This is a genomic window from Acetobacter sp. AC2005 (genome assembly GCF_037901235.1).
In the GTDB taxonomy this organism is placed as follows: domain Bacteria; phylum Pseudomonadota; class Alphaproteobacteria; order Acetobacterales; family Acetobacteraceae; genus Acetobacter; species Acetobacter oryzoeni.
On the sequence record NZ_CP149626.1, the window covers coordinates 42,209 to 54,088 of the forward strand.

The following is an 11,880-nucleotide window of genomic DNA, read 5'->3' on the forward strand; positions in this document are numbered from 1 at the left end:
GTTCTGAACCGTATCGATGGCTCGGGGCTACTCACTTACATAACCTCGAGTTGGAATCCGGCCATATCCATTCGCCACGTTCTCAAACCACTTTTTATACTCATTTTTCACTCTTTACCACCTCGACGCCTCAACGTGGCTCTCGCAACTCAGTGCAACCTGATCGCGGTCTTTCTCAGATTCATGCTTGCCCGGATGCATAATCACGCGCATCACCGAATAAGGTCTTAAGAATGAAGACACCGTCACATCTTCTGTCGAGGCACCGGTAACTTAAAGACATTCACCTCTTCATATCCGGAACAAAAACAATGCCAACGATGTTATTAGCCAACACGAAAACACGCGATCCCGTATGCGGGATGCTGGTTGATCCGGCTACCAGCAGGTTCAAAAGCGATCGTAATGGTCACATCTCTTTTTTCTGCAGCGGCCACTGTCAAAAGAAATTCGAGGATAATCCAACGGCATTCGTCAAAAATGATGTGATACCTGCAACCGTCTGGACATGTCCGATGCATCCCGAGATCAGGGAAGCGCATCCCGGCACATGCCCCAAATGCGGCATGACGCTGGAACCTGTGAAAGAAGTGCAGGAAAAGGCGGTGCCTTCCATGCGGGGCATGAGCTGCCATCATGCGCCGCAACGGCCTTCCGCCGCCGGAGAGGGTACGCCGGGGATGATCTGGACCTGCCCGATGCATCCGCAGATCCGGCAGGATCATCCGGGGAACTGTCCGCTCTGTGGCATGGCGCTGGAGCCGGAGGAACCGACGGGAGCAGAGACGGAAAACCCCGAACTGCATGATTTCAGACGTCGTCTGATCGTCTCCGTGCTTTTTGCGGTTCCTCTGATGCTCATTGCCATGGGGGGCGATGTCGGCCTGCACCTTGTTCCGGGACCATGGTCTCCCTGGGTTCAGCTTGCGCTGACCACTCCGATTGTCTGCTGGGCAGGACTGCCTTTCTTCCAGCGTGGACTCGCCTCACTGCGGACCGGTCACTTCAACATGTTCACGCTCATCATGTTCGGCGTCGGCGCCGCGTTTGGCTATAGTCTGGCCGCGACGTTCGCACCGGGGGCGTTCCCGGCCAGCTTCAGGATGCCCGACGGAGCCCTGCCGGTCTATTATGAGGCGGCGGGCGTGGTCGTTGCGCTGGTTCTGCTGGGACAGGTTCTGGAACTCCGTGCACGTGCCGCCACCGGTGATGCCATCCGCGCCCTGCTGGATCTCACACCAAAACAGGCTCACCGTATCGGAGAGAACGGGCAGCCGACAGACATAGCCGTGGACGCTGTCGGGGTCGGAGACCGACTGCGGGTGCTGCCGGGAGAGTCGATCCCTGTCGACGGCAGGGTTCTCGATGGCACATCCAGCGTTGACGAAGCCATGATTACCGGGGAGCCAGCACCCGTTGCCAAAAAGATCGGCAGCACGGTGACTGGCGGTACGATCAACGGCAATGGCAGCCTCGAAATCGAAGCGCAGGCCGTCGGCAGCGATACCATGCTGGCGCGGATCGTGAAGATGGTTGCCACCGCCCAGCGCAGCCGCGCACCCATTCAGGCCGTGGCCGACCGGGTGGCCGGATGGTTCGTCCCGCTGGTGCTGGCTATTTCCGTGCTGACTTTCATCGTATGGTACGCCGTTGGACCGGCTCCGCGCTTTGGGCATGCTCTTCTGAATGCCATCTCGGTGCTGATCATTGCCTGTCCCTGCGCGCTTGGGCTGGCCACGCCCATGTCAATCATGGTCGGTACAGGGCGGGGCGCACGCGAGGGCGTTCTGGTCCGCAATGCCGAAGCGCTTCAGGCGCTCGACAGGGTGGATACGCTGGTTGTGGACAAGACCGGCACGCTGACGGAAGGACACCCCAAGCTCATCGCCGTGGAGGCAGCCAATGGCTGGCCGGAAAACGATGTGCTGTGTTATGCCGCCTCTGTGGAGACACACTCCCAGCATCCTCTGGCACAGGCTATCGTTCAGGGCCTGAAAGACCGCCATGGGGAGCCCGGCGTTCTTACCCATTTCGAGTCGCAGCCGGGACTGGGCGTGAGCGGCAGCGTTGAGGGCCATGTCGTCGTCGTGGGCAATGCTGAGTGTCTGAAGCAGGCTGGCGCTGATGCGTCCCCTGTTGAAGCTAGTGCGACGGCGCATCGTGAAGCCGGAGCCGGGGTGATGTTTGTGGCGGTAGACGGCAGGCTCGCCGGGCTGATCGCCGTGGCGGACCCTCTCCGCGCGGATACGCGGGCCTCTCTTGCGGCGCTCCACGCCGATGGTCTGCGGATCATCATGCTCACGGGTGACAGCGATGCGACGGCGAAGGCTGTGGCGGCGCAGGCGGGAAATATCGCGGAAGTCCATGCCGGTCTGAAGCCACAGGACAAAGCCGATATCGTCAAACACCTAACGGCGCAGGGCGCACATGTCGCGATGACGGGCGATGGCGTGAATGATGCTCCAGCTCTTGCGGCCGCATCCGTCGGGATCGCAATGGGAACCGGCACTGACGTAGCGATCGAAAGCGCCGGGATCACTCTGGCGCATGGCAGCCTGGAAGCACTGGTCCGGGCCAGACGGCTTGCCCATGCGACCATGCGCAACATCCGGCAGAACCTGGCTTTCTCTTTCCTGTTCAACGGGATCGGCATTCCGATCGCCGCCGGTGTGCTCTATCCGATCTGCGGGCTTCTTCTCTCACCGGTTATCGGCGGCGCGGCCATGGCTCTGTCGTCCGTGACGGTTGTCACTAACGCGCTTCGGCTTGGTCGAGGGAAAGACTGAACCTAGCGTTTTTCGGCCGCGGCGCGGGTGCGTAATGCCTCATAAATCGGTGCTTCCCCCATGCCGTCGGCCACGAACATCGCGGCAAAACTGCCCGAAAGCAGCGGAAGCAGCAGGCTGGGCGTATTTGTCATTTCCGTCACAAGAATGATCCCGGTCAAAGGTGCCCGCACTGCTCCCGCAAACATTGCCGCCATACCAACCACAACAAAGGGTGTGCTCCGCACCGCCAGCGTGGGCGCCAGAACATGGGCCAGATCTCCGCAGCCCAGACCGGTCAGAGCACCCAGAGCCAGCATGGGAGCGAAGAGGCCACCCGGCGTTGCTGCGGCATAGGAAATCGAGCCGAAGACCAGACGCAGGGCATACAATCCTGGCAGCGCTGCCCAGATCAGCGTTCCATCGATGGCGCTTTGCGTGATCCAGTCGCCTCCACCAGCAAGGTGAGGTGTAAGCCAGACGATCAGCCCACCGATCGCGCCGATTGCCGCAGCCCGGATTTCCACGCTGGCATTCATCCGTTCAGCCAGCCGTAACGTGGCCAGAACTGTCCGGTTGTAAACGACCGAGAGCAGGCCAACTGCAAGCCCCGTCAGCAAGAACAGCAACTGCGTTGAAACGCTGATGACCATGGGACTGTCGGCCACCACGAAATCAGGATCACCGCCCAGCAACGCGCGGGCGACAAGGATGGCGGACACGGAAGCACCGAGTGCGGAACAGGCGGTTCGCGCCTCGAATTTGCCGACCAGCTCTTCCAGCACAAAGATCGCGCCAGCGCCTGGCGCATTGAACGCTGTCGCCAGTCCAGCTCCGGCACCAGCCGCCAGCAATGACCGGCAATCCGCCGGTCCCAACCGTAACAGCCGACCGATCGTATTGGCAGCCGTGGCACCCATCTGCACGCTCGGCCCCTCACGCCCCAGCGCTAGTCCTCCGCCGATGGCCAGCAATCCTCCGATGAACTTGACCGGGATCAGGCCGACAGAAGCTGGTGTTGCAAGTCCGGCCAGGACGGCCTCGACATGAGGGATCCCACTTCCAGAAGCCAGAGGCGCCAGCCGCCTGACCATCCAGGCCGCGATGAAGGCCGTGATGCTGCCGATCGCAATAATCATCAGACCGGCGGGAAGCGGGTGCAGGACATCAAGCGCCAGCGTCGTTCTCAACCCCGCAGCATGTTCAAGTAACAGCCGGAATGTCCCACAGACCGCTCCGACAACGACACCTGTCAGAATGGAAAGAAGGGAAAGCACAGTGAGACTGCTAGGCGGCTGGATCATCACCGCGTGCTGTGTTTCCTGACTATGAGTGGTGTCTGCCATCGCCTTCTTGCCGGATTATCATCGTTGCAAACCCGACCCCGGAGTCTGAGAAAAGTTTAGCATCTTTGCTCTTATGCCGATAACAACATCAGATCGGTGTCAAAGCATGCGAAATCGCCTGGACAGGCTTCAGTCCGTGACCAAAGCGGGCGATAGCTGCGCGATCCTTCTCCAGCGCCCCATAAGGTAGATACCGGACTTTCAGATCGGCAATCCTGCTGAAGGCCGGTCGCTTCAACTGTTCGCGCACATCGGCTTCCCGCTTGTCTGGAGCAACAAGGAACAGTCCTTCCAGAGCCTGCGCCTCCGACCCAAGAGCAAGATCCAGCATGCGCACGATGCCTGAATAGATGGTCGTTGAATGCTCGACCTCGAAGGCTGCCACAATCCTGTGGCTGTCCCGGTCTAGCCATAGGACATCGATCAGACGCACGGATTCCGCTCCCTGCGTTTCCGTCGTGAACCCTGGCAACACCGACAGGCAGCCATCCCCCAATTTACCGTCCTGCCATGGACGACTGTGATCATTGGCCGCAATCCAGACATCGTAACCCAGAGAATGCCCCAGATCGCGAAGCCAGCCCTGAATCTCGGTATGGGTATGATCCGTTTCCCGCTCTGCTGCCAGTATCCGAGCCTCTTTTGCGCTCTGCTCCCTCACCTGGTGAAGATCGGCTTCCCAGAGTTTCCGCGCTGTTTCGTTATCCTCGAGAGGTGGCGCTGTATAGCGTCCGCTTCCGAGATCAAACAGCAGTCCTCCGATAGCGCCCAGATCATTGGACAGCAGCGAACGATAGGTCGCATTCAGCTTCAGAATGCCCTGCCGCATGGCAAGATATTCCTCCCATCGGCCCAACTTCATCTTTGATCCGGTCAAGGCGTTATAGCCGTTCACGATTGCCGTATTGAAAGGCGGCATGATCGTAGGATGCAGGAAATACAGCAGATTGGCGACGGCTGGTCCCAGCCCTTTTATCTTCCGGGCATCGATCGCGTGGATGGCCGAGACCACGTGCTCGTCGGTATTGCAACACAGGCAGGTATCGAGAAGCTGCCCGAATGCTTTCTGGTTTGCAGGATTTTCGTAGATATCGGGAATGCGTAGCTTCGGCTTCCACAGGAATGCATGATCCGCACCCTTGAATATCTGACGCTGTTCAGCGATCGAATGAACAACTGTTTCCAGGGATGAGCCACGATAGGCGACCCCGAATGTGCCAGCGGTAATCTCGGTAACGACCTGCTGCAGACCACGGCGGATAGACCGGAAGTTCTTGAGGCGTTCATCCCACAAAAACCAGCTCTGATAGGTGCCTGCCGGATCATCACGCCAGCGAAGGATAAGGTCTCGAATAAGGTCGGTCATCAGTCCAGAAGCTACAATTATATTCGCTCTTGACACTGATTGTAACAGCATCTCACGTCAATGCGGATAATCGCAAGGCCTGGCGAGGTTTATGATACTCATGTCCGCTTTCCGGAAAGTCGAATAGCCCCGCTTATGACCGGGATGAGGCGTAAGCGGAATGCCTGAATCTGTCCGCGTGGTTGTCGGGACTTCTGCTTGATTGGCAGATTTATCATCATCTTCTGGCTTTCGACAAACCTTGTCGAAAGCCAGAAGATAATGTTAATTCGAATGCTGTTTTATCAGTGAGTTATGAATCCATTTAATATGGATAATATTCTATTTGGCCGAGAAAAAACCACTGATTAGTGATAAAAACAGCAAGTGAAATTTCAGATTCCATCTCTTTTAGCGTTTATGTCAACAATGGGGGGAAACAGACAGTCGGCTATCGGGATAGAGTTACCGAAAACAGCCTTTCGCAGTGTTCACATTCATGGCAGGGAGTAGAACTATTCAGGTGATTTCGCCTACTTCACGACAAGTATCACGTCGGCGGCTAAATATTTTCTATAGTTCAAATGCAAGTTCCTTCCATTGGAAGGAACTTGCGGGAAAAATAGGGTATCAGCGAGCAAGCGGATAATCCGTATAGCCTTCTGCACCCTGCGAGTACCAGGTGCGGATATCGTCCTTGTTCTGGGGCAGATTGTCTTCCAGACGACGCACGAGGTCCGGATTGGCGAGGAAAGGCCGACCAAACGAAATGGCGTCCGCAACACCGGTAGCGACTGTCTCGATCGCTTCTTCCCGTGTGTAGTCCTGATTCAGAACCAGCGGCTTCCTGAAGACTTCGCGGATCGGACCATGCAGCTTGGGCTGGTCGGTCTTGCCGAACGTGCCGTTCGGTCCGGGCTCGCGCAGTTCAAGGAAAGCGATATCGAGGTCATTCAGCAGCTTTGCGGCCGGCACAAAAACCTGCTCTGGATGACTGTCGATGCAGCCCTGCGTATCGCCATTGGGGGACAGCCTTACTGACGTTTTGTGCGCGCCAATCGTTGCGATCACGCGTTCGGTGACTTCACGCAGGAAGCGGATGCGGTTTTCCGGCGAACCGCCATATTCGTCGGAACGATGATTGGTGCCGTCCCGCAGAAATTCGTCGATCAGATAACCGTTGGCGGCATGAATCTGCACACCGTCAAAGCCTGCCTGAAGGGCATTGCGAGCAGCATTTTCGTAGTCGTTCAGGATGCGGGCAATGTCCTCCTTGGTGAGAGGGCGGGCGACTTCAGGAGCCTGCTTGCCATCGTACGTATGGAGGGCTTCAGGCGCTTTTGTCGCCGAGCAGGACACAGGTTGCTGGCCCGTCACGCTGGAATGAACCATCCGACCCATATGCCAGAGCTGGGCCACAATCTTTCCGCCCTTGGCGTGAACTGCGGCGGTAATGGGCTTCCAGGCTTCCACCTGTTCCTGCGACCACAGGCCCGGCGCATACGGCCAGCCAAGACCTTCGCGGCTGATCCCGGTCGCTTCTGAGATGATCAGACCGGCTCCGGCCCGTTGCGCGTAATATTCGGCCATGATGGGGGTGGGCACATGATCACGGGTTGCTCTGCCGCGTGTCAGCGGCGCCATGAGAATTCTGTTTTTGGCGTAAATGCTTCCCAGTTCAATCGGCTCAAACAGGCTGGTCATGACAGATCCTTCTTAAAAGATGCAGTTCCTATGAATTTGGGAAGCCTCACGAGGAATACAACAGAAGGCTTACAACCTCGTCTGACTTGAGGTGAGCACTGCCTGTCTGCTGAATTGGTGAAGCCGACAGGCAGATTTGGGGGGGGGAACGGAATGTCTGCTTTTGATAAGGCTATCGGTAAACCGGACACTCAAATGGACGACGCTCGCTAAGATATTGAACCTGTTCGAGGCCATCCCAGAAACTTGCCAGAATCCGGCATTTGGTTACGGAATAATTAGAGCTAAACGTTTAATTGAGTGTACGTGTATAAAACATATTCAGTTTGTTAATCACGACCGATTTCTCTCTATAGTGCGATATTGCTGCCGCTCACTACACACACCGACTCGAAAAGTTCTTTTGAAGGCAGAAAAAGCTGTAATCGTCCGTGACGTTGGCGCTGGCGTAATTATCGCGTCACAACGGGTAACTGGAGCTAATAATGATTCGGCAGAGGTTATTACAAGACAAGGTGCTTTGCATTTTCTGCGATAATGAAGTGGGCACTCGCACTAAACCTGAACATATTCTGCTCGACGCGCTAGGTGGGCGAATGACGACCAAATGGGCTGATTGCAATCACTGCAATCAATCCTTCGGTGGGACGATCGACAAGGTTCTGCCTGAGCAGTTACGCATGCTCCGCAACATGTTCCAGATGAAAAGCGGGAGCGGTCAACCTCCACCCGGTCTGTCCAAAATCCTCGCATCGACCGGAACGATCACTCTCGATTCTCGTGGTAGACCCAAGCGCGTTGGGGGTAAACCATTCACTATCACACCACTGGGCAACGAGCGCTATGATGTCAGTTTCAGCGTCGATAGCATGGAGGAATTTAGGAAATATGTTGCTCATGCCGCAGCGGCTATAGGCGTAACCGAGGATCATTTCTGGGCCAAAATTGAGGGACAGTACGCTTCCTTTCAGAACGAATATCCCGGCACACTCCACTCTCGGATCCAGTGCGGCGGTGAGGAAGTCGTCCGCTCGATGGTAAAATCCAGCCTAGTCTTGCTGGCAACCCGTGTTGGGACGATGCCTTTAAAAGACGCGGCTTTTGCCCAAGCCCGCGACTTCGTCGTCAAGGGGAGCGAAGACTTCCTTCAGTGCTTCACCACTGTGGATGCTCGTGATTTTCCTGAATCTGCCTATCAGTATTTGCTGGAAAACCATGGGCCGATGTTCAATCTCATTTATGTCAGAAGCGATGATTATGGGCGAACTCTTGCCTATTATCACGCATTTAACATCGCTTCTTGGCAAATGGTGTTGGCTGAAAAAGGTGGGCCAAGGAATATTGAGATCGGGCTCGCATCCGATCCACTCAATCCGGCACGTTGGGACGGTGATCTGGCCGCCAAGGTGTCACTCGATTTCGACTGGCTCAACGCACCCGATGGCAGCAGACTCAATGACGTCTCGCTTGCGCGCGTGTCAACAGTTCTCAAGCTCCATCAGGATGTGAGCCGGGAACGAACTATCCACAATGTCCTCAATGATGTCCTGGGGCACTATTACGATGAAGGTGATATGATCGAGATGGATGAGAAGGGCAGAGCAGCCATAATCGAGATCAGTCAGAAGTTGGTCGCCGCGTTGATGCAGATTCCTACCAAGGAAAAATTTCTATTGAGACGGTCAAAACAACCTGGAGCAGAATAGTCCTACCGAAGGCGTAATAGAGAGGTGGCTGGTTCTGACGGAATCTGTGTGCCTGTTTCGCATTTTCCGAATAGATAGGCCGCTAAGGGGGGCAAGCGGAAGGTCGGCTCTCCGGCGAAAATACCGAAAAGGAAACGTCTCTGCCGATCCTGGAGCGGTCCAATATGAACTGCTTCTATCGTTTAAGCCGCCCATACGTCCGTTGGAAAGCGCTCAACAGTGGTTGTAGTGTGTCCTCTGTTATGGTTTCCGTCATGATTTCCCCCAAATAAGCAGTAGTCCTTCGTAAAGGAGGCTCAATATCTAAGGTTTGAGTATCTCGGGGAATTTGAGAGCCTTTGATATTAACGAGGGAAACCATCACAAGCCATGGTCCATACACACCGTATTGCCTGAGCCTAGTTTGAGCTCCAAATGCGTTCGAATACAGACCGTTCTTAAATGAGTCTGGAAAGGCCAATAGCATTTTCTCGTTTTTCGCTACCTCACGCATGCCGCCGATTGTCCAGAAACCATCGAACCGGCCTTGCCTATGAGTTAGAGCAAAGGCTGGATGGGGTGATTGCCCTACGGACCAGAGGACACCTTCCAAAATTATATTCCAAGATGCTCCGCTATTTCCTTGGGGTATAGGAGGGACAACACTCTCTTCGACGGTAATATCTAAGTCTCTCGCGCCACGGAATATATCGAGAGGAATTACAGAAATGACTGCAGAAGGATCGGAACTCACTGCGAAAGGTAGTTCTTGTCGATGGCTTATGTTTTGGTCAGCGTGGTGTATCGCCCGAAGACGTTCGTGTAGTCTCTCTCCCCCAATGAAGGCATCGCGCAGTTCATGCGTATCCATTGGGTAAGCCCCCCCATTCCTTCGAGCGTAAAACTGACTTGTTGAGAGTATGCGATGCGGGCCAGAGAGACTGTCTGGAACGCGTATGATGAGGATGTGTTTGCCATTTTCGAGGGTAAGCCAGCGTGGGCGCACTCCTGATAAACGTGGCTCAAGTCCAGATTGCAGCCTTTCCTCTAAGACAAGAGTTTCGGCGCCAGTATCATCGACCTCGATCCCTACTAGCGCATTAGGTTGTCCCTCGACTTCTTCTATTCCAACAATCAAATCACCACCTTGGCTGTTTGCGAAAGCGGAGATATCTTTAAGGAACTCTTTGTTTCCATCTTTATTTCGCGGCCACAAATCACGTTTGTATTCGAGCCTGCGGCTTTCTGGTGCCTGATTGTCGATAAGTGCCTGTAAGTCGGCTAGTGTAATTTCATTAAGCGCTCTCGTGAGCAATGTCGCCTCGCGTCATTCAAATTCACGCGAACACCGTTAGATCAATGCACGCCATCGAAGTGATTTTAAAACGTAGATTCTGGTTAGGAAAGAAGATTTTCCGAGTATGATTCGACGTCTACTTTCAGCAATACAGATTATCGAACCCTGCGCATGAGATGAAGGCAGGAGTTGATTTTCTGCCGGAAAGTAAATTCACTCTATCCGCTTTGATGCTAATTCATAAATCTCATTATCGGCTCTGCGGCCAACGGCAATCACATAAATGATGATCCGTTCGTCGATGACCTGATAAATAAGACGGCAGCCATCTTTCAGCAGCTTGATCTTGTAAAACCCTGATAGGTCGCGATGAAGCTCATTTCCTGGAGAGTGAGGGTGCCAGATCAGCTTTTCCAGCTTCTTTTCAAATTTCTTACGCACGCTGCCGTCAAGAGCATCCCACTCTCTGAGTGCTCTGTCGTCGAATTCAAGACAATACTCTTTCATTCGCGATGACGGTTCTTAAGCTCTGCAAAAGTCATACGATGCTTTTGGGCAGGGTTTTTTAGGCGTTCGCGCACAATCTCGATAAGCTCCGCATCCTCGTCTGTGACAAGCCTCCGCTTGACGGGAGAGCGACCCGTTTCAGCAATATACGCGAGCGTATCGCGCAGTGCGTCAGAAAGTGAAATGCCTTGAGCCGACAACTTCTTAACTGCGGCTGCCTTCAGCGTTTCATCTACCCGGAATGTAACAGCAGACATACAAAGCCTCCTTGCGTGTATGCACATATGTATCACAGATGTTGGTACAAATGAAGCGAAAGATGGTCGATGCTGATGTCTGCATTCGAGAAACCTGATCGGTTGCGGAAACGGCAGAAAAGAGGCGATTGCCGCCTGTCTGCTCCTGCCCCTTGCGGTCATTGCGTTAAGCTTGGAACACTCAAAATAACAGGTCGGCTGAGGCCGGTTGTGCCAGGAGAGTTGGCACGCGGCTGTGAGAGGCGATCCAGTCGCGGGTGAGGGGGCAGATCCATCCAGTCACCCGAAGAATGGCTTCGTGATCGGCCGCGAGGTGGCGGGTAAATATCGGCTCGTGGTGGGCTATGCGGTTGCGAAACGTCCGTAGATAATCCAGTTGCTGATGCGCCTGCTTTCGACCGAGGCGGGCGTGCGGAAACGCTTTGGCCAGTGCGGGGCGCCACAGGATCATCTCGTAGTTGCTGTTGCCGCCTTTGCCAAGCAGTGCGACCCAGAAGCCAAAGCTGAGCGAGGCCACAACATGGGGTGGATCCGCCTGCCGGTGCTCACGCTGAACGTCGCGTTTGGCACGCAGAATCTGATCCTGGGCTTTGGGATTGAGGCCCGTCAGTCGATTGTCATACCACGCAGGTCCAAATCGGGCGGTTAGTTCCCGGTGCAGGGCGTTGCGCACGGCAATCTCCAGGCCTTGCAGCGGCCCGTAGAAGGCCGCACTAAGGGCTGTATTGCGCGTGTAGAGACGCAGGGCCTTTTCCTGATGGCCGCCAGAGGCCCGGAGATAGGTTGAAAACCGCTCCGGCGACAAGCTTGTCTGCAGCGCCTGGAGAACGGGTTCCGAGAGCGGGAAATTCTTGACCGTCATGACGCTGACGCGTATATCTTGTTTCGTATCTCTCGGATACGCCTCTGTCTTCGGATATGCGCCCGAGGGCACGCACTAAAGGCCCTTCACAGGGCCTTTTTTTATGGTCCTC

9 protein-coding genes are annotated in these 11,880 nt (G+C 55.2%); 2 read left to right on the forward strand and 7 right to left on the reverse strand.

Annotated features, from left to right (window positions below; translation table 11 throughout):
• Positions 1 to 311 precede the first annotated feature (311 nt).
• Positions 312 to 2,786, forward strand: coding sequence for a heavy metal translocating P-type ATPase (locus tag QQM41_RS13180; RefSeq protein WP_408736038.1), 2,475 nt, complete (start codon positions 312 to 314; stop codon positions 2,784 to 2,786).
• Between the two features lie 2 nt (positions 2,787 to 2,788).
• Here the strand turns inward: QQM41_RS13180 and QQM41_RS13185 are convergent, their stop codons facing one another.
• From QQM41_RS13185 to QQM41_RS13195, 3 genes are all read right to left on the reverse strand, one after another.
• Complete coding sequence (locus QQM41_RS13185; RefSeq protein ID WP_339078190.1) at positions 2,789 to 4,111, reverse strand: ClC family H(+)/Cl(-) exchange transporter; 1,323 nt, start codon at positions 4,109 to 4,111, stop codon at positions 2,789 to 2,791.
• An 88-nt stretch (positions 4,112 to 4,199) separates the two neighbouring features.
• Positions 4,200 to 5,477: a hypothetical protein gene (locus QQM41_RS13190; RefSeq protein WP_061498825.1), complete on the reverse strand. Its 1,278-nt coding sequence runs from the start codon at positions 5,475 to 5,477 to the stop codon at positions 4,200 to 4,202.
• 609 nt (positions 5,478 to 6,086) lie between these two features.
• A complete protein-coding gene (locus QQM41_RS13195) occupies positions 6,087 to 7,160 on the reverse strand; it encodes an alkene reductase (protein WP_339078191.1) in 1,074 nt (357 codons plus the stop codon).
• A gap of 485 nt (positions 7,161 to 7,645) precedes the next feature.
• Here QQM41_RS13195 and QQM41_RS13200 point away from each other — a divergent pair, with 485 nt between their 5' ends.
• Complete coding sequence (locus tag QQM41_RS13200) at positions 7,646 to 8,866, forward strand: HNH endonuclease (RefSeq protein WP_339078192.1); 1,221 nt, start codon at positions 7,646 to 7,648, stop codon at positions 8,864 to 8,866.
• 175 nt (positions 8,867 to 9,041) lie between these two features.
• On the opposite strand, the gene QQM41_RS13205 is transcribed toward QQM41_RS13200, so the two are convergent.
• The 4 genes from QQM41_RS13205 to QQM41_RS13220 all read right to left on the reverse strand — a co-directional run bounded on the left by QQM41_RS13205 (position 9,042) and on the right by QQM41_RS13220 (position 11,768).
• The gene (locus tag QQM41_RS13205) at positions 9,042 to 10,160 is read right to left on the reverse strand and encodes an ATP-binding protein (RefSeq protein ID WP_339078193.1); all 1,119 of its coding nucleotides are present in this window, start codon (positions 10,158 to 10,160) and stop codon (positions 9,042 to 9,044) included.
• A gap of 195 nt (positions 10,161 to 10,355) precedes the next feature.
• A complete protein-coding gene (locus QQM41_RS13210) occupies positions 10,356 to 10,649 on the reverse strand; it encodes a type II toxin-antitoxin system RelE/ParE family toxin (protein WP_339078194.1) in 294 nt (97 codons plus the stop codon).
• Complete coding sequence (locus QQM41_RS13215; RefSeq protein WP_003618686.1) at positions 10,646 to 10,906, reverse strand: type II toxin-antitoxin system RelB/DinJ family antitoxin; 261 nt, start codon at positions 10,904 to 10,906, stop codon at positions 10,646 to 10,648. The genes QQM41_RS13210 and QQM41_RS13215 overlap by 4 nt, the downstream gene beginning before the upstream one ends.
• 181 nt (positions 10,907 to 11,087) lie before the next feature.
• Positions 11,088 to 11,768, reverse strand: coding sequence for an Abi family protein (locus tag QQM41_RS13220; RefSeq protein WP_061490152.1), 681 nt, complete (start codon positions 11,766 to 11,768; stop codon positions 11,088 to 11,090).
• Positions 11,769 to 11,880: the final 112 nt, after the last annotated feature.

What these genes read in the sequence shown, in the direction of transcription:
- QQM41_RS13180 (WP_408736038.1), top strand. Translation starts at nt 312, where the DNA reads ATGCCAACGATGTTATTAGCCAACACGAAAACACGCGATCCCGTATGC.
- QQM41_RS13185 (WP_339078190.1), bottom strand. Translation starts at nt 4,111, where the DNA reads ATGGCAGACACCACTCATAGTCAGGAAACACAGCACGCGGTGATGATC.
- QQM41_RS13190 (WP_061498825.1), bottom strand. Translation starts at nt 5,477, where the DNA reads ATGACCGACCTTATTCGAGACCTTATCCTTCGCTGGCGTGATGATCCG.
- QQM41_RS13195 (WP_339078191.1), bottom strand. Translation starts at nt 7,160, where the DNA reads ATGACCAGCCTGTTTGAGCCGATTGAACTGGGAAGCATTTACGCCAAA.
- QQM41_RS13200 (WP_339078192.1), top strand. Translation starts at nt 7,646, where the DNA reads ATGATTCGGCAGAGGTTATTACAAGACAAGGTGCTTTGCATTTTCTGC.
- QQM41_RS13210 (WP_339078194.1), bottom strand. Translation starts at nt 10,649, where the DNA reads ATGAAAGAGTATTGTCTTGAATTCGACGACAGAGCACTCAGAGAGTGG.
- QQM41_RS13215 (WP_003618686.1), bottom strand. Translation starts at nt 10,906, where the DNA reads ATGTCTGCTGTTACATTCCGGGTAGATGAAACGCTGAAGGCAGCCGCA.
- QQM41_RS13220 (WP_061490152.1), bottom strand. Translation starts at nt 11,768, where the DNA reads ATGACGGTCAAGAATTTCCCGCTCTCGGAACCCGTTCTCCAGGCGCTG.